Origin of the sequence: Kribbella caucasensis, assembly GCF_004361855.1 — a bacterium.
Lineage (GTDB): Bacteria > Actinomycetota > Actinomycetes > Propionibacteriales > Kribbellaceae > Kribbella > Kribbella caucasensis.
Genome location: NZ_SNWQ01000021.1, coordinates 146820 through 162379, shown reverse-complemented (window position 1 = coordinate 162379; position 15560 = coordinate 146820). Strand labels below are relative to the sequence as shown.

General features: G+C 66.8%; 20 protein-coding genes, 1 tRNA gene and 1 other RNA gene. 17 read left to right on the top strand and 5 right to left on the bottom strand.

Going from position 1 to position 15560, the window contains the following annotated elements:
- Window positions 1-432: 432 nt before the first annotated feature.
- Window positions 433-927, bottom strand: a complete 495-nt coding sequence (locus EV643_RS34275; protein ID WP_133804340.1) for a GNAT family N-acetyltransferase — start codon at window positions 925-927, stop codon at window positions 433-435.
- Complete coding sequence (locus tag EV643_RS34270; RefSeq protein WP_133804339.1) at window positions 927-1652, bottom strand: GntR family transcriptional regulator; 726 nt, start codon at window positions 1650-1652, stop codon at window positions 927-929. Before EV643_RS34270 ends, EV643_RS34275 begins: the two co-directional genes overlap by 1 nt.
- Window positions 1653-1842: 190 nt before the next feature.
- On the opposite strand from EV643_RS34270, the gene EV643_RS34265 reads away from it, so the two are divergent.
- The 12 genes from EV643_RS34265 (at window position 1843) to EV643_RS34210 (ending at window position 10744) form a co-directional block, all read left to right on the top strand.
- On the top strand, window positions 1843-2091 hold the full coding sequence (locus EV643_RS34265) for a DUF6284 family protein (RefSeq protein ID WP_133804338.1): 249 nt from the start codon (window positions 1843-1845) through the stop codon (window positions 2089-2091).
- Window positions 2088-2450, top strand: a complete 363-nt coding sequence (locus EV643_RS34260) for a hypothetical protein (RefSeq protein WP_133804337.1) — start codon at window positions 2088-2090, stop codon at window positions 2448-2450. Before EV643_RS34265 ends, EV643_RS34260 begins: the two co-directional genes overlap by 4 nt.
- On the top strand, window positions 2447-2683 hold the full coding sequence (locus tag EV643_RS34255) for an adenine nucleotide alpha hydrolase family protein (RefSeq protein WP_133804336.1): 237 nt from the start codon (window positions 2447-2449) through the stop codon (window positions 2681-2683). The genes EV643_RS34260 and EV643_RS34255 overlap by 4 nt, the downstream gene beginning before the upstream one ends.
- Window positions 2680-3657: a hypothetical protein gene (locus EV643_RS34250; RefSeq protein WP_133804335.1), complete on the top strand. Its 978-nt coding sequence runs from the start codon at window positions 2680-2682 to the stop codon at window positions 3655-3657. The genes EV643_RS34255 and EV643_RS34250 overlap by 4 nt, the downstream gene beginning before the upstream one ends.
- 20 nt (window positions 3658-3677) lie before the next feature.
- The gene (locus tag EV643_RS34245; RefSeq protein WP_133804334.1) at window positions 3678-5951 is read left to right on the top strand and encodes an ATP-binding protein; all 2274 of its coding nucleotides are present in this window, start codon (window positions 3678-3680) and stop codon (window positions 5949-5951) included.
- Between the two features lie 247 nt (window positions 5952-6198).
- Window positions 6199-6459 (top strand): hypothetical protein, encoded by a 261-nt coding sequence (locus tag EV643_RS34240; RefSeq protein ID WP_133804333.1) that lies wholly within the window; start codon window positions 6199-6201, stop codon window positions 6457-6459.
- An 18-nt stretch (window positions 6460-6477) separates the two neighbouring features.
- Complete coding sequence (locus EV643_RS34235; RefSeq protein ID WP_133804332.1) at window positions 6478-6684, top strand: hypothetical protein; 207 nt, start codon at window positions 6478-6480, stop codon at window positions 6682-6684.
- Window positions 6681-7106 (top strand): RRQRL motif-containing zinc-binding protein, encoded by a 426-nt coding sequence (locus EV643_RS34230; RefSeq protein WP_238165991.1) that lies wholly within the window; start codon window positions 6681-6683, stop codon window positions 7104-7106. The genes EV643_RS34235 and EV643_RS34230 overlap by 4 nt, the downstream gene beginning before the upstream one ends.
- Before the next feature lie 22 nt (window positions 7107-7128).
- Window positions 7129-8007 carry a bifunctional DNA primase/polymerase gene (locus tag EV643_RS34225; RefSeq protein ID WP_202869883.1) on the top strand — a complete coding sequence of 293 codons (879 nt, stop codon included), beginning with the start codon at window positions 7129-7131 and terminating at the stop codon, window positions 8005-8007.
- Window positions 8004-9119, top strand: coding sequence for an AAA family ATPase (locus tag EV643_RS34220; protein ID WP_133804330.1), 1116 nt, complete (start codon window positions 8004-8006; stop codon window positions 9117-9119). Before EV643_RS34225 ends, EV643_RS34220 begins: the two co-directional genes overlap by 4 nt.
- A gap of 94 nt (window positions 9120-9213) precedes the next feature.
- Entirely contained in the window at window positions 9214-9441 is a 228-nt protein-coding gene (locus EV643_RS34215) for a helix-turn-helix domain-containing protein (protein WP_133804329.1), read from the top strand.
- Between the two features lie 13 nt (window positions 9442-9454).
- A complete protein-coding gene (locus tag EV643_RS34210) occupies window positions 9455-10744 on the top strand; it encodes a tyrosine-type recombinase/integrase (RefSeq protein WP_133804328.1) in 1290 nt (429 codons plus the stop codon).
- Window positions 10745-10889: 145 nt separating this feature from the next.
- Here the strand turns inward: EV643_RS34210 and EV643_RS34205 are convergent.
- Window positions 10890-10977: transfer RNA gene (locus EV643_RS34205), tRNA-Ser, on the bottom strand.
- A gap of 113 nt (window positions 10978-11090) precedes the next feature.
- On the opposite strand from EV643_RS34205, the gene EV643_RS34200 reads away from it, so the two are divergent.
- Window positions 11091-11591 (top strand): GNAT family N-acetyltransferase, encoded by a 501-nt coding sequence (locus EV643_RS34200; protein ID WP_133804327.1) that lies wholly within the window; start codon window positions 11091-11093, stop codon window positions 11589-11591.
- Here the strand turns inward: EV643_RS34200 and EV643_RS34195 are convergent.
- The gene (locus tag EV643_RS34195; RefSeq protein ID WP_166665680.1) at window positions 11588-12406 is read right to left on the bottom strand and encodes a TIGR03620 family F420-dependent LLM class oxidoreductase; all 819 of its coding nucleotides are present in this window, start codon (window positions 12404-12406) and stop codon (window positions 11588-11590) included. The genes EV643_RS34200 and EV643_RS34195 overlap by 4 nt on opposite strands.
- Window positions 12407-12546: 140 nt before the next feature.
- Between EV643_RS34195 and ffs the strand changes: the two genes are divergently transcribed.
- From ffs to EV643_RS34180, 3 genes are all read left to right on the top strand, one after another.
- An RNA gene (gene ffs / locus EV643_RS34190) (signal recognition particle sRNA small type) lies at window positions 12547-12643 on the top strand.
- A 62-nt stretch (window positions 12644-12705) separates the two neighbouring features.
- On the top strand, window positions 12706-13521 hold the full coding sequence (gene nadE, locus EV643_RS34185) for an NAD(+) synthase (protein WP_133804325.1): 816 nt from the start codon (window positions 12706-12708) through the stop codon (window positions 13519-13521).
- Between the two features lie 157 nt (window positions 13522-13678).
- Window positions 13679-14851: an acyl-CoA dehydrogenase family protein gene (locus EV643_RS34180; RefSeq protein WP_133804324.1), complete on the top strand. Its 1173-nt coding sequence runs from the start codon at window positions 13679-13681 to the stop codon at window positions 14849-14851.
- A gap of 19 nt (window positions 14852-14870) precedes the next feature.
- Here EV643_RS34180 and EV643_RS34175 read toward each other — a convergent pair whose 3' ends face one another.
- Window positions 14871-15176 carry a hypothetical protein gene (locus tag EV643_RS34175; RefSeq protein ID WP_133804323.1) on the bottom strand — a complete coding sequence of 102 codons (306 nt, stop codon included), beginning with the start codon at window positions 15174-15176 and terminating at the stop codon, window positions 14871-14873.
- A gap of 135 nt (window positions 15177-15311) precedes the next feature.
- Between EV643_RS34175 and EV643_RS34170 the strand changes: the two genes are divergently transcribed.
- The gene (locus tag EV643_RS34170; protein ID WP_133804322.1) at window positions 15312-15554 is read left to right on the top strand and encodes a hypothetical protein; all 243 of its coding nucleotides are present in this window, start codon (window positions 15312-15314) and stop codon (window positions 15552-15554) included.
- Window positions 15555-15560 lie beyond the last annotated feature (6 nt).

Genomic DNA, 15560 nt, shown 5'->3' with positions numbered 1-15560 from the left:
TGAACTGTCTCGACAACAGCCAGTGTTCAGAGGCCACGAGCCCCTACCCCGCAGGCAGAGACCGCGTGTCGTGCCCGGTCAAGATCGAAGAGCCAGTTTGTTCGTATTGGCGGACGGGACAACTATTCACGGTACGCACTTCCAGGCGATCTGGGCACTACTCGGCTTGACCGGTGATTGGCGCAATCATCCGAATGACGCCCTGCTCTTGAGGGAAATTCGAGAAAAGCGCAACGATGTTGCTCACTGGAAAGCGGATCCTGTCGACGTGGGACGCAGCAAGAGGCCCTCGGATCTTAAGCGGATGGTCGAGAACCTCACGAAACTGTTAGAGCATCTCCAACTTGCAATCTGGTACTGGCTCGAAGAGCGATTGCCAGCAGTGGCCCAACTGTTGTTGGGTTGCCTCCGCGGGACACACGCGGTCACGACCTAGCTAGTGAGCGGCAACTGAAACAGGGCACCGCTCATTCGGCCCGGCTCGTTGCACGTTCGCACGTGCTCGAAACCGTGGGCGGTGTAGTACCTATGCAGTTCGGTGTTGGTGCTCCAACAGTTGAGGCGGATCCAGTGCTTGCCTTCCCGCCGCGCTTGCTCGATGACCGCCCGCAGCAGGGCGGAACCGTAGCCCTTGCCATGCTGCACAACGAAGAACCGACTGATGTACGTCTGTGGCTCCTTGAGTTCCTCAGGTGACCAGAACTCAGGCTCCGGCTCAATGAGAGCCATCATGGCCACAACCTGGCCATTGACCACCCAGCCGACGAAAGGGTAGGCGTCGAAGTCGCTGTCGATATTGGCGTGGACCTGGGCCATGTCGAGGCCGCCTCGGTACTGGTCGGTGCCCTTTGTTGCTAGCCACTCGCCCGCCTCGTCGCGGACCTGGTGGACGAGCTGGCGGTGGGATTCGTCGAGCGTGATCAGCATCAGGCGTCCACATCGTAGGAGACTTCGACGCGGTCGGCCGCCATGCGGGAGACCATGTAGCGAACGGGGCGACCTTCGGCGTCGTAGCCGACGCGAGTGTGGACGAGCAGAGGCGTGCCGGGGGCCATCATCAGGCGCTGAGCTTCATCGGCGCTTGGCATCCGAGCAGTGAGGGTGTCGTGCCAGCGGACCTGCGTGTGTCCGGTTGCCGCCAGAAGGCCGCCGTTGACACCGAGGTCGCTGGGGTTCCAGAACAGATCGTTTCCGTCCGTGACGAACGGTGGGAAGTAGGAGTCGCTGAGCTGGTGCGGCTCATCGTTGACCCAGCGCAGGCGGTTGCGCGCCTGGATCGCCGTTCCTACAGGGATCTGGAGCGCTTCGGCAACATCGGCCGGCGCCTGGATCGTGAGGATTTGCAGGTCGTTCCCGGGCTTCCCGCCCTGAGCCTTGATGGTGTTCGCCCAGGCGTCACCGTCGTTGTTGTGGGCCTTCTCCCACTCGGCCATCTTCCATTCCCAGCGGCGGATCTCGCGGACGCGGCGGGTCCGGCCTTGGCTGCTGGTGATCAGACCTTCGGCCTCCAGAGCGGCCAGCGCGGCCCGAACCGTGTTCCGGCTTGCGCCGTAGCGGGTCACCAGCTCCGCCTCGCTGGGCAGGGCTGACCCCGGTTCGCCGAGTGAGGCGCGAATCAAGCGCGCCACTCGCTCTTGCAACGTCTCTGGCATCCCACATTCCTCTCGTTTGCTGCTTGACAAGCTTATGCGGCTTGTTCCAACATGTCACTCAAGCAACTTGTTCCTACAAGCCACATAGGTAGACCAAGGCCTATAGGCAGCAAACAAGCGACGCCCCGGCGGTGGCACCCGCCGAGGCGTCTGGGTCGCGCCCGTCCCATTACGAACAGGAGCACAACCCGTGAAGATCATCCACCTTCAGGCCGCCGACAGCGAGGGTCCGACCGCCGCCGAGCTGGCCGAGATCGCGCAGGAATGGCCGCTGATCGCGGCCGAGCTGGACCTGCTCGACGCTGAGATTTCCTTCATCACCGCTGGACCGGCCGCCTCGGTTCTGGACCGCCGCCGCATCCGCCGCGCTCAGCGCAAGGTCCTGGCTGCTAGCCGCGAGCTGGCCGTTTACGAGACCGCTGCGGATGGTGCGGCATGAGCACCGCTGACATGGCCCGCGCCGGTGATGCCGCCTACGAGGCGATCCGATCCCTGAACCACGAGACCATCTCTCGCACGGTGCCTGCTCCGGTGGCCTATGACGTGCTGGGCAGCTTGCAGCAGGTCGGGTTCGCCCTGGACCAGTTGACGCGCCAGCTCGGTGCCGGGCTGGTCCGGTCGCTGACCACGTACGACGTGTACGACGACAAGGGCGACCCAGCCGCCAGCGTCGCGCTGGCCGTCGATGCGCTCCTGCTGGCTGGGCAGCATGCCCGCCGGGTCGGCGAGTGCCTGGCCACCGCGCAGAGCGCGATCTCCGGTCAAGGCCACACGGGAGTCAAGGAGGACCAGCGATGAGACGTGCTCGGACGCTGAGCTTCGGTGAGATCTTGGCGAACCGCCTGGGCGTCAAAGAGACCGACCTGTACGACGAGCTTGAGGCCCGGCTCGGGTCGTTGCTGGACACGGTGAGCGGTGACGCACCGGCTGATTCTGCGGAGGTTGCGACCGCCTATGGCGACCTGTGGGCGCTGGGGTGGCTTGTTGATGACGCCCGGCGCGAGCTGGCCATCCGGGAGGCCCAGTCATGAGCACCCTGGTTCGTACCTCTGAGATCGGTGAGTCCGGCAAGGCGAAGCGGTCCGGTGTCGAGCGGCTGCGGGTCGCCGCGGCTGAGGCATCGCAGGTCCGTGCGTTGTCCACTCACCCTGACGTGGTCGCGCTGCGGGTGGAGTCGATCCGTACGCAGGTGGATCGCTGCATGTGGCTGGGGATCGTGCTCGGTCTGGCGTTCACGATGGTGAACGTTCAGGACTTCGCCGCCCGTGGCGCGGCGGTGTTCTCGCTGGCATGGTTCGCCGCCTGGCTGCTCGACCCGATGGTGTCGCTGGTGCTGATCGCGGTTCTTCGGGCCGAGCAGATCACCGCCCGGTATCAGGTGAGCGATGTCGGTCCGTGGATCGGTCGGACGAAGCGGTTCGCGTTCGCCGCGACCTACGCGATGAACACGTGGTCGTCGTTCCTGAAGCTCGACGTTGCCGGGATCGTGCTGCACTCGGTGCCGCCGCTGTTGGTGTTCTGTGCTGCCGAGACCGCCCCGGTTCTGCGGGACCGGCTGACCGAAGCGGTGCTGCGGGCCGAGCAGGCGGCCGCGCTGGCTGACCCGGTGAAGGCCGCTGAGTCGTTGGAGATGCCACCGGCCGGGGCAGGGACCCCGCCCGCTCCGGCAGCTCTGGTGGCGAGTCCTGCGGCGCCGACCGAGTCCGAACCTACCCACGTGGCCCGCAAGCCCGGCAAGCCCCGCAAGAAGGCCACGGCGAAGCACGGCCGCAAGCTGCTGGCCGACTACGTGGCCGACGCCCTGGCGGCCGTTGAGCCGGACGTCGAGATCACTCCCGCGTGGGCTCGCCGGGTTAGTGGCTGTTCGGCCGGCCTTTCGGCCAAGGTCGCCGCCGCCGTTCGCGCCGAGCTGAGCAACCGAACCACCACGGCCGCCTCGGCGGCCGTCGAGACCACCACTGACGACGCGGCTGATGCGGGCGACCTCGCCCGTGCGGCGGCTTGATCGAGACAGGAGGCAGGTTCATGGACAACGTCCACAAGCTGCACGACGACAGCCGTGAGGATGCTCACGAAACTGTTCAGGACAGCGTTCACGAAAACCTTCAGGACGAGGTTCAGGACATCGTTCACGAGGACGCTGAGCGGGTGCCCGCCGAGGATGTTCACGGCGCGGCGGAAGTGCAAGTGATCGAGGGCGAGATCCTGACCGATGAGGAGTCGGCCGACCTGGACCGCCGGTTGGCGAACCGGGGCGCGCTGGTCCGCCGCGCCGTGACCACTGGTCAGGTCGCGACCCGCGCCGTGGTCAAGGTCAGCACCCATGACCGGACCAAGACGGTCGGCAAGGTCGTGCTGCGGGAGTCGTTCACGGTCGTGCAGGGCGTGGAGTCCTGGGCGAAGCGGCTGTGGGATGCCTCGACCATGGGTGTCTACCGCCGTCAGATCAAGGCCGCTGAGGCGGCCGGTGACCGCGAAGAGTTGAAGGAGTGGGCTGACCGCAAGGAGATGGCCACCGAGCGCCGTCACCGCCGCCTGATGGACCTGCCGAAGCTGTTCGTCGGTGTCGTGAAGGTGTTCGCTGCGCTGGTGCTCGGGGTCCCGCTGGCGGTGTTCGTGATCGCGGTGCTCACCAAGGCCACCGGCAACGGATCGTTCACGGGTGTGTGGTTGGGGTTCTTCGGACTGATCGGGTTCGTGATCGCTGCTGTCGCGTTCGTGTGGGGACTGTTTACGATCGCCGCACCGTTCCTGCTGGTGCTGGCCGCATGGCGGGAAGGCAAGCGGCGCGCTGAACCGCCGTCCTGGCTGGTCACGACCGGGGATCAGGCGTGGGATGTCGCGATCGATGAAACCACGATCGCGAGCGCGCTGAACGCGCTGCGGATCCCGTCCATCACGCAATACCTGAAGTCCGGGCTCAAGCTGCAGTTCATCACCCCGGCCCGCGTCGACGGGCGCGGCACCCACGCGGTCGTGCGGCTGCCTGCCGGTGTCACGGCAGAGAAGATCGCACGTCGCCGCGCGGAGCTGGCCACGGGGCTTAGCCGGGCTGCGAAGGAGGTCTGGCCCACCACCGGCAGCGAGGCCGGAATCCTGGATCTGTGGGTCGCGGACAAGGGCGCACTCGCCGAAGGTGCGGGCGAGTATCCCTTGCTGGAGGGAGGTTTGGTCGACTTCTTCAAGGGCGTTCCGGCCGGGCGGACGCTGCGGGGTGATCCGATGCTCGCGCCGATGGCGGAGCGCAACACCATTACCGGCGGCATTCCCGGTCAGGGCAAGTCCGCGTCGGCGCGGGTGATGATGATCGGTGCCGCGCTCGACCCGACCGCAGAGCTGCGGATCTGGGTTCCGGACACCAACTACGACTTCGAGGTGTTCCGGCCTCGCTGCTCCCGCTACGTGATGGGCTCCGACGCCGAAGCGATTGAGAAGATTCGCGACGATCTGAAGGAGTTGTACGACGAGGTTCAGGCGCGCGGCGCGCTGCTCGTGAAGTACGAAATCCCTTCTGTCACAAGGGAAATCGCGAACAAGGGCGTAGGTCTGCACCCGCTCGTTGGGCTGCTCGAAGAGGCGCACGTTGCGCTGTACGACGACACGTACGGCAAGGAGATTCAGAAGTACGTGATCGAGATCGTCAAGCTCGGTCGCAAGCGCGGTATCCACCTCGTCGTGTCCACCCAGGCGCCCACGGCCACGTCCATGCCGCGTGACGTGACCCGCAACTGCTCCAACGGCATCGCGTTCGCGGTCAGCGACCACGTCGCCAACGATGCACTGCTGGGGCAGGGCGCCTACACCGCCGGGCACCGCGCAACCGAGCTGATCCCCGGCACCGACCGGGGAACCTCGATCGTCAAGGGCTTCAGCGGCGAGCGCTCGGAGATCTTGCAGTGGTACTTCCTCGATGTGTCGAGGGAGAACGACCAAGTGACACCGCTGATCGAGCGGGCGATGGCCGCCATCGCCGAACGCGGCGGCTCCAAGCCGGGCACCGCGCGGATCGAGATCGAGACCCGCGACCTGCTCGCCGACCTGGACGAAGTCCTCGGAGATGACCCGGTGCCGAGCGCTGACGTGCCCGCGCTGCTCAAGCGGCTCGCGCCGACCTGGGCGCCATACCAGGGCATGACAGGCAAGTCCCTTCGCGACGAGCTCGCGAGGGGGCACGGGGTCAAGGTCCCCTCGACCGGGAACCGCTGGCCGGTCGATCCAGCTACGATCCGTGACGCGATCGTCCGGCGCGAGCAGGACACGGACGAGGCCGACGACGGCACGGGGCAGCTCGCGAGTTAACCCACGGCCGGGGGTCGGAACACCGCTCTGAGCGGCTCTGACCAGCGGTTTCCGACCCCCGTCTAACTCGGCTCACTCCCTAACTTTCCGCAGGTCAGAGCCGCAATCAACCCACCTCACCCGCCGAGTGACGAACCTAACCCGATCACCGGCAGCTAACTACATCCCGAAACCTCCCGGACGGACACCGCGCAAGGTGCCCGGCCTGGCCCGTCGCACCCTCATCCGACTACAGAAAGTGACAGAGATGGCTGAGTATGTGCCGCCGCTAGTCGCACTCGTCACCGCCGGATCGGTCCTGCTGCTCGCCGCGTTCGTCGCCGTCATGGTCGTCGGCTACCTGGCAGGTTGCCGGATCTGGCCCTACGCCAACTGCACCCGCTGCGCAGGTTCCGGCAAGTCCGGATCACCGACCCGCAAAGCCTTCCGCAACTGCCCCCGCTGCCAAGGCACCGGCCGCCGGACCCGCCTCGGTCGCCGCCTGCTCGACCGCAACAGCAACCGCTGACCCGAGGAGACCGCGCCCATGACCACCCCACGCAAGCACCGCAAGCCCGTTGTCAAAGGCAAGCAAGACCCGGACCGGCCGCAGACGCCGCGCGAGGAGTACCGCGCCGCCCTGGACGAACTGAACCGCTACTCCGAGAACAACGAGACCGCCGAAGCCGTCGACGCCCGCGACCGCTTCGACAAAGCCGACCGGAACCGCCGTCGCTGGTGGAGCTTCCGGTGACCGGCCCGCTGATGGATCGGGCCAGCTTGCACCCGGCCGCCTCGAGGTGGATCGAGCTGTGGAACGGCAAGCAGGCGCTCGGCTGGGATCTGCACGGAACCCCGGTGTTCCGGTTCAAGTGGGCGCCGGCAGGACTCGCCACCCGCCGCCAGCTCCGAGCCATGCGCATGTGTCCGGGCGGACACGAGCCGTACGCCGTTCTCGTGTGGAGGCACGGGCAGCGGTGGGCCTGGCTCTACCGGCTCGACCTCGCCAAGCCCTCCCGCGTCCCGTCACCGGCCCAGCTCAACGCACTCGACAAGGCAATGGAAGCCCGGCGCCGCTGCCAGCTCTGCGGGACCGTCGCCGACTACTGCATCCCGACCTCTGACGGCCGCTGTGTCGACTGCATGACCGCACCTGCCTACGCGCCCGCTGCCTGACCACACCAAAGGAGAACCCATCGTGAACGTCTACCTGGCTGCCGCTCTGACCGCCGCCGCACGTGGCTGGCACGTGTTCCCGCTCGTGCCGGACGGCAAGCGCCCCGCGGTTGAAGACTGGGAGAACCGCGCCACCACCGACCCGAAGCGGATCGAGCGGTGCTGGTCAGCGGGTCCCTACGGCGTCGGCATCGCGTGCGGACCGTCGCGGCTGGTGGTGGTCGACCTGGACCAGCCCAAGCCCGGCCAGACGGCACCCAAGGAATGGAGACGGCCGGGGATGACGTGTGGTGCGGACGTGCTGGCTGACCGCGCCGACGAGGCCGGAGAGCGCTACCCCTGGAACACGCACACGGTGATGACCGGCCGGGGCGGTGAGCATCTGTACTTCGCCGCCCCGACCGGTGCTGACCTGCGGAACACACAGGGGCGCCTGGGATGGCTGATCGACTCCCGTGCAGCCGGTGGCTATGTCGTCGGGGCTGGCTCTACGGCCGCTGGCCGCCGTTACCGCACCGTCCACGACATCACCCCGGCCGCGCTGCCGGGATGGCTCTCCGACGCTCTCACGGCCGCACCGCCACCGGCTCAACTGACGGCACCGATCCAGCTGGCAACCGCCCGCCGGTCGAGCTACCTAGATGCCGCGATCCGTGCCGAAACCGAACGCGTCGCAACCCCGGACGAGGGCAAGCGCAACCTCAACCTCTACAAGGCTGCGGTCGCGCTCGGACAGCTGGTGGCCGGTGGCGCTCTAACCGATGCCGAGGTCCGCGCGGTGCTCGGTGATGCGGCGGCCGGCCAAATCGCGGCGGGTGCCTACACCGCTCGCGAGGCGGACAAGACAATCAGCTCCGGGCTCCGAGCTGGGGCCAAGCGTCCCCGGCAGGTGGCGGCATGAGTGTGGCCGAAGACTTCCCGGACAACGTGTGGCCGCTGCACTCCGTCGAGCCCCCGCCCGAAGACGAATGGGAACCGCCTTACGACTTGGCCGACGCCGTACCAGACAAGCCGATGAAGGCCGACCCGTTCGCGAACGCGTGGACCGCAGACAAACTACTGGCCGAAGAGTTCCCGCCGCCGCGCTGGGCCGTCTGCGGGCTGATCCCCGAAGGTCTCACGGTTCTCGCGGGGGCGCCAAAGGCCGGGAAATCGTGGCTAGCGCTGAACTTGGCGCTGGCAATCGCGAGCGGCACAACGGTCCTTGGAGAGATCCACGTCGACGCCGGAGACGTTCTCTACCTCGCGCTCGAAGACACTCCCCGCCGTCTGCAAAGCCGCATGCGCAAGATCCTCGGAGACCAACCGGCACCGGCCGGACTGACGTTGCTGACGGAGTTCCCGACCCTGCCCAGCGGGGGAGCCGACGCTATCTGTGCCTGGTTGGAAGCCCGGCCGAACGCGCGCCTGGTCGTCATTGACGTGTTCGCCAAGGTGCGCGGGAACAACGCTCCCGGCGTGAATCCCTATGACGCGGACTACGCGGCAATGGGCCGGGCAAAGGCCATCGCCGACCGATTCGGTATCGCCGTCATCCTTGTGCACCACTTGCGGAAGATGGCAGCCGACGACTTCACCGCTGAGCTTTCCGGCACCAACGGAGTCGCTGGATCAGCCGACACGATCATGGCGCTGAAGAGGCCGCGCGGTGAAGCTGACGGCGTACTCCACATCACCGGCCGCGACGTCGACGAAGCCGAACGCGCCATGCGCTTCCACCCCGACAACGGCACCTGGGAACTGCTCGCCGGACCCGCGATGGACCACACGTTGCAGCCGACCCGCGCCGCAATCCTGACCTACGTACGTCAGTTCCCTGGCGCGACGCCAAAGGCCATCTCTGACGCCCTCGGAGAAGACCGCGAAACCATCCGCCGGACCTGCTCCCGTATGGCCGACGACGGCCAACTACGGCGCCGTGACGGAGGCCGCTACTTCCCGGCCGAACCTGGGACAGCCACCGAGCAACAGCTACCTGTCCCAGGTGTCCCACTGTCCCAGAACCCCGCCTGACCAGCGCAAACACCTGGGACAACCCGACCAAGGCCCTGTCCCAGATGTCCCAGCAACCAACCGTAAATCAGGATCGAAGGAGAGACCTTTCCCGATGAGCATCAACGAGGGTTCGACCGCTACCGCTGGTCCCTTGCTGCTGACGGTGGAGGAAGCCGCGCAACGGCTCGGCATCGGACGTACGACCGTCTTTGGACTGGTGAAGTCCGGCGAACTGGAATCGATCCCGCTCGGTCGCCTACGGCGCATTCCTGCCGAGTGCATCACCGAGTACATCGACCGTCTCCGAGCGGCCGCCCGCGCCAACAACCAAGCCGCCTAGGAAGGAAGCTCAAGTGGACAAGCGACACAAGAACCCGGACGGCCGGTCAACCATCTACCTCGGCGCAGACGGCAAGTGGCACGGACGCGTCACGATGGGGGTGAAGGACGACGGAACGCCGGACCGGCGCCACGTTAAGCGCAAGTCGAAGTCGGACGTAGTCGACCGCGTCAAGGAGTTGGAGAAGGAGCGAGACAGCGGGAAGGTCAAGCCAGTCGGCAAGGAGAAATGGACAGTCGCGGGATGGCTCACCCACTGGCTGACGATCGCCCGGCCGAACCTCCGAGATGGCGCATACGCCGCCTACGAAGTGGCCGTGCGCGTCCATCTGATCCCCGGCCTCGGTGCACACAAGTTGCACAAGCTGGAGCCTGAGCACCTGGAGCGTTTCTACACGCGAATGCAGGAGAAGGGAGCCAGCGCGGGAACGGCCCACCAGGCGCACCGCACCATACGAACGGCACTCGGTGAAGCCGAGGCGCGCGGAGCGCTCACGACAGGCAACCCGGCGGAGAAGGCAAAGCCGCCACGGCTCGACCTGGAGGAAGAGGACGAGATCGAGCCCTACACGGTGGAAGAGATCAAGGCACTGATGGGCGAGGCGAGCAAGCGGCGGAATAGCGCTCGGTGGGCGATCGCGCTAGCGCTGGGCCTACGGCAAGGAGAGGCACTCGGCTTGAAGTGGTCAGACGTTGACCTAGACACGGGAATTCTGAAGGTTCGCCGGAGTCTCAATAGACCGAGATACGTTCACGGCTGCAAGCCGCTGTGCGGACGCAAGCCCGACTTCTGCCCGGACCGACAGAAGGCGCGGCCGGATGCCGCACCGACTAAGTCACGAGCTGGCCGCCGGACCATCGGTCTGCCAGACGAGCTAACCGCAATCCTACGAGAGCACCGGACTCAGCAAGCTGCCGAGAAGGCGCTAGCGCGACAACTCTGGAACGACGAGGATTGGATGTTCGCCGGACGAACCGGCAAGCCGATCAGCCCGAACATGGACTACCGGGAGTGGAAAGCTCTGCTGGCCGCCGCTGGCCTTCGGAACGGCCGCCTGCACGATGCCCGGCACACTGCCGCTACGGTGCTCCTCCTCTTGGGCGTCCCAGAGCGAGCGGTCATGGATGCGATGGGCTGGTCCTCATCAGCGATGGTGAAGCGATACCAGCACATCACCGCGCCGGTACGAATGGACATCGCGAAGCGGGTTGGCGGCCTGCTCTGGGCGGAGCCGACAAGCAAACCGAAGGGCGAGAACGAGGACCCGGAGGACGGGGTTGCCGGGGTGTTGGCGTCGGCCTGAGAGGGCTGTTGAGACCCTCGTTGAGACCCTGAGCGAAAAGGTGGGCCGGTCGCGGTTGCGACCGGCCCACCTTGTGTTCGTCCCTCTGAGGGTTAGAACCACGCTCTGACCTGGGGAAACGTGGTTCTGTGTGCCTCTCGGAGAGTGGCGGAGGATACGAGATTCGAACTCGTGAGGGGTTGCCCCCAACACGCTTTCCAAGCGTGCGCCCTAGGCCTCTAGGCGAATCCTCCAAGCGGAGAGGATACGCGAGGCGGGGGCGTGGGATGAAATCGGGGTTGGGGAGCTGTGAACTGTGGGGTGGAGGGGGAGGGGAGGTGGCCGGGTGCTGATTTAGGGTCCCGGCATGGAAATTCGGGCGATCGGGATCGATGACGTCGGTCAGGTGCAGGAGTTGATCGAGTCGGATGCGGGGTATACCGAGCGGATCACGGGGTATCCGCCGGGCGCGGCCGATGCGCAGAGTTTGTTGATGGGGCGGCCGGAGGGGGTTGCCGAGGACGCGAAGGTTGTGCTTGGGGTGTTCGACGGGGCGCGGTTGGTGGCCGTGGCTGATCTGTTGCGCGGGTATCCGGTGGAAGGGAAGGCGTTCATCGGGTTGCTGGAAATGCATGGGGAGTACCAAGGGCGCGGTGTCGGCAGAGCGGCGTACGGGTTGGTGGAGCGGTACGTCGGGGACTCGTGGCCGGAAGTGCGGACGTTGCGGCTTGCGGTAGTGGACACGAATGCCGAGGTCGCCGAGGGGTTCTGGCGGCGGCAGGGGTTTGAGCCGACGGGCGAGGAGAAGACGTACCAGTACGACAAGCTGGTCTCGACGGTGAGGTTGTACGAGAAGAAGGTCGGCTAGGTCAGTAAGGCGGGGGCCAGGGTGCGCCACTGGTTGACTGGCTGGGGGCCGGTGATGCCGGTGATTACGTTGATCGCGACGTGGTCGGCGCCGGCGGCCAGGTGTTCGTGGAGTTTGGTGGCGATCTGGTCGGGGGTTCCCCAGGCGGCTAGTGCGTCGATCATCGGGTCCGGGAGTGTGGCGAAGTCGGACCTCGGGAAGCCCATCCGCTCCAGCGAGGCGGCGTACGCGGGTATCCGGGTGAAGAAGCTGATCGTGTCCCGGGCGATCGCGCGGGCACGGTCGGCGTCGGGTTCCACGACGACGAGGTGGTTGACCGCGAGCAGCTTGTCGTCGCCCAGGATCGCGCGCGCCTCGGCCGTGTAGGCGGGTGTGATCAGGAACGGGTACGCGCCCGCCGTACGGTCCCGGGCGAGTTCGAGCATCCGCGGGCCGAGGGCGGCGAGGACGCGGCGGTCCGCTGGTACGGCGTCCAGTCGATCCAGGAAGCGACCCAGTACGGCGAGCGGATGAGGACCGTGGGCGCCGCCGAGACCGACTGTGAAGCGACCCGGGTACTCCGCTTCGAGTGTCTCGTATGTCGCGGTGATGTCCGCCGGGCCGTATTTGTCGACCGAGAGGATGCCGGGCACGAACTTGATCGTGTTGGTCGCCTGGATCAGGTCGGTGACGGTCCTGAGGCCGGGCAGCGGACCACCGGACAACCAGATCGCGGGGTAGCCGAGTTCTTCGGCAGCGGTCGCGGCTTCGAGGGACTCTGGGGAGCTGGTGAGGCCGGTGGTGATCCCGAACGGGCCGAAAGCGAGTCTGCTCACATCCGCCAGCCTAGGTCGCCGCTCAACCCGCGCTGCCCCGTCCGCCCGGCGCACCCGGCGTATGTCCTAGCCACTCAACCGGGGCCCGGCGGAGGTGGGGTCGGATTCCGCTTTGGGGTTGGTGATCGCGTACACTGCTGGCTGGTTCCCCGCGTGGCGGTATCTCGCCCAACTCCCCCAGGGCCGGAAGGCAGCAAGGGTAAGTGAGCTCTTCCGGGTGCGCGGGGAATCCTCATGTCTGGACCCCGAACGGGCGTGTCTAGGCTGGACGGGCCGACCCACCGCAGCAAGGGAGCCCGATGAGCGACGAACGCCGCTACCTGCAGGAACTGATCATCGCCGAGCTCGGCGTCACCGCGTCGTTCGACCCGGACGTGGAGATCGAGCGCCGGATCGAGTTCCTGGCGGACCAACTCCGGCGGACGGGCGCGTCGTCGTACGTGCTCGGCATCAGTGGCGGCGTCGACTCCAGTACGGCGGGACGCCTGTGCCAGTTGGCGGTCGAACGGGTCCGCGCCGAGGGCGGTGAGGCGACCTTCATCGCGATGCGGCTCCCGTACGGCGTCCAGGCCGACGAGGCGGACGCGCAGCAGTCGCTCGAGTTCATCCGGGCGGACGAGACGCTCGTGGTGGACGTGAAGCCGGCGACGGACGCGATGGTCGAGTCCGTCCAGCACGCGGGTCTCGGCGACCGGGCGGACTTCCACACCGGCAACATCAAGGCGCGGCAGCGGATGATCGCGCAGTACGTCGTCGCCGGCGCGCGCAGCGGGCTCGTGGTCGGGACGGACCACGCGGCGGAGGCGGTGATGGGCTTCTTCACCAAGTACGGCGATGGTGCGTGCGACCTGACGCCGTTGTCCGGGCTGACCAAGCGCCGGGTCCGGGAGGTCGGGTCGCGGCTGGGTGCCTCCGACGAGATCACCGGCAAGGTGCCGACGGCCGACCTGGAGACCGACAACCCGGGCGTGCCGGACGAAATCGTTCTCGGCGTCACGTACGACGAGATCGACGACTTCCTGGAGGGGCGTGAGGTCGACGACAAGGCGGCCGCCACGATCATCGCGGCCCACCGCCGTACCGCCCACAAACGGGCCGTGCCCCTCGCCGTCTGATCTCCACCTGATCGGCTGCCACAGGTTGGGTTCTTCGTCGCCGGACCTGTGTGCACCGGAACTCCACACCGGGCAGGAGCTGGGGAGCAGCCTTTACAAGGGTGTCGGTGACCAGAACCATCTACGGTGGTTGAACACCGAACGGCTGGAGGGGCTCATGGTCGACTTCTCGCTCAGTGAGGAACAGCGGGCGATTCGCGAGACGACCCGCGAGTTCGTCCGGAAGGAACTGATGCCGCTGGAGAGCGAGGTGCTCAGGCGGGAGCGGGAAGGGCTGCCGGGGGTGGAGCCGGCCGTCGTCCGGGAGATTCGGCTGAAGGCGAAGTCCTTCGGGTTCTGGGGTCTGAGCACGCCGGAGGAATACGGCGGGATGGACCTGTCGGCGGTCGACCAGGTGTTGATCACCAGCGAGCTCGGCCGGACCTTCGTGCCGTTCTCGTTCGGTGGCGAGGCCGACAACATCCTGTACGAATGCAACGAAGAGCAGCGCAACGACTACCTCCTGCCGACCATCTCCGGTGAGCGGCGGTCGTGTTTCGCGATCACCGAGCCCGGCGCCGGTTCGGACACCCGCGCGATCCGGACCACTGCGCGCCGCGACGGTGACAAGTGGGTCATCCGGGGCGAGAAGACCTTCATTACAGGAGGTAACGAAGCCGATTTCGCCATCGTCATCGCCGTCACTGATCCGGAGAAGGGCTCGAAGGGCGGGTTCACCGCGTTCCTGGTCGACCGGGACCGCGGCTGGACCTCCGACCGGATCGTGACGATGGGCCCTGCCGTCCCGGCGACGCTGAACTTCGACGATGTACGGGTCCCGCAGGATCACGTGCTCGGCGAGATCGGCCAGGGGTACGAGCTGGCGATGCGCTGGATCATGAAGGGCCGCTTCATCATCCCGGCCCGCGGCATCGGTGCCTGCGAACGGCTCCTCCAGCTGGCGATCGACCACGCGAACACCCGGCAGACCTTCGGCACCCCGATCGGCGACAACCAGGCGATCCAGTGGATGGTCGCCGACTCCGAGGTCGAACTGGAGGCCGCCCGCTGGCTGGTCCTGTACGCCGCCTGGACGGTCGACCAGGGCCGGCATCCCCAGCACGACAGCGCGATCGCCAAGCTCTACGGCACGAACATGGTGAACCGCGTCGCCGACCGGGTCCTGCAGATCCACGGCGGGATGGGCTACACCAAGGAACTCCCGATCGAACGCTGGTTCCGCGAGTTCCGCCTCTGGCGCATCTTCGAAGGCACCGACGAGATGCAGCGCCTGATCATCGCCCGGGACCTCCTCCGCGGCCACCGCAAACCCGGCGCCCACTTCAGCTGACCCCACGGCCTGCCGAGAGTCAGCTGTCCAGCAGTACCGCGTCAGCGCCTGTACGGCGGCGGTTGCGGAGCCAGTGGCCGAGGGTGATGAGGCCGAAGCCGACGGCGTAGATGGTGCTGGTGAAGGCCAGGTAGCCGAAGGAGCCCTTGGTCGGGTCGGCTGGGAAGGCCTCCGTGGAACCCTTGGCCCACTCCATCAGCAAGGTGGCCGTCTGGAAGGTGAAGACCTGCGCGAACAGGATCGCGTAGGTCAGGTAGGCGGCCAGCCGGTTGCGGACCAGGAGTCCGAGTGGCAGGGCGACGAGGATGGTCAGAATGGCGATCATGGTGATCCCTCCCGGAGATGGTGGAGGTTCCAAGGTCGCTCGCCGGCGTCGTCCGGCGCATCGTGGTCTGCGCTGATCCGAAGGTCAGTACAGGTACTGATCACCGGATCGGCGATTCCAGTGGACAATGCGGGCATGAGCCGCAGGTTCTGGCCGATCTGGCTCGCGACCGCCGTGTGCGTCGCCGCCGAACTGGTCCTTGCCCTGAACGCGTTCCACCCGGCTGGCGAGGGGTGGCCGGCGGCCGTCTACCTGCTGGGGGTGGTACCTCTCGCGCTGGGCTGGCTACTCGCAGTACGTGCTCCTGCTTCACCTGTGGGCGCGGCAGTGGCTTGGCTGGCCGCCTCCCTGCTCGTCGTCCCCGCGCTCAATGCCTGAGGTCAG

Excerpts from the sequence above, each read along its gene's own strand:
- EV643_RS34275 (WP_133804340.1), bottom strand. The coding sequence starts at position 927 with ATGCTGATCACGCTCGACGAATCCCACCGCCAGCTCGTCCACCAGGTC.
- EV643_RS34270 (WP_133804339.1), bottom strand. The coding sequence starts at position 1,652 with ATGCCAGAGACGTTGCAAGAGCGAGTGGCGCGCTTGATTCGCGCCTCA.
- EV643_RS34260 (WP_133804337.1), top strand. The coding sequence starts at position 2,088 with ATGAGCACCGCTGACATGGCCCGCGCCGGTGATGCCGCCTACGAGGCG.
- EV643_RS34255 (WP_133804336.1), top strand. The coding sequence starts at position 2,447 with ATGAGACGTGCTCGGACGCTGAGCTTCGGTGAGATCTTGGCGAACCGC.
- EV643_RS34250 (WP_133804335.1), top strand. The coding sequence starts at position 2,680 with ATGAGCACCCTGGTTCGTACCTCTGAGATCGGTGAGTCCGGCAAGGCG.
- EV643_RS34245 (WP_133804334.1), top strand. The coding sequence starts at position 3,678 with ATGGACAACGTCCACAAGCTGCACGACGACAGCCGTGAGGATGCTCAC.
- EV643_RS34240 (WP_133804333.1), top strand. The coding sequence starts at position 6,199 with ATGGCTGAGTATGTGCCGCCGCTAGTCGCACTCGTCACCGCCGGATCG.
- EV643_RS34235 (WP_133804332.1), top strand. The coding sequence starts at position 6,478 with ATGACCACCCCACGCAAGCACCGCAAGCCCGTTGTCAAAGGCAAGCAA.
- EV643_RS34220 (WP_133804330.1), top strand. The coding sequence starts at position 8,004 with ATGAGTGTGGCCGAAGACTTCCCGGACAACGTGTGGCCGCTGCACTCC.
- EV643_RS34215 (WP_133804329.1), top strand. The coding sequence starts at position 9,214 with ATGAGCATCAACGAGGGTTCGACCGCTACCGCTGGTCCCTTGCTGCTG.
- EV643_RS34200 (WP_133804327.1), top strand. The coding sequence starts at position 11,091 with ATGGAAATTCGGGCGATCGGGATCGATGACGTCGGTCAGGTGCAGGAG.
- nadE (WP_133804325.1), top strand. The coding sequence starts at position 12,706 with ATGAGCGACGAACGCCGCTACCTGCAGGAACTGATCATCGCCGAGCTC.
- EV643_RS34180 (WP_133804324.1), top strand. The coding sequence starts at position 13,679 with ATGGTCGACTTCTCGCTCAGTGAGGAACAGCGGGCGATTCGCGAGACG.
- EV643_RS34175 (WP_133804323.1), bottom strand. The coding sequence starts at position 15,176 with ATGATCGCCATTCTGACCATCCTCGTCGCCCTGCCACTCGGACTCCTG.
- EV643_RS34170 (WP_133804322.1), top strand. The coding sequence starts at position 15,312 with ATGAGCCGCAGGTTCTGGCCGATCTGGCTCGCGACCGCCGTGTGCGTC.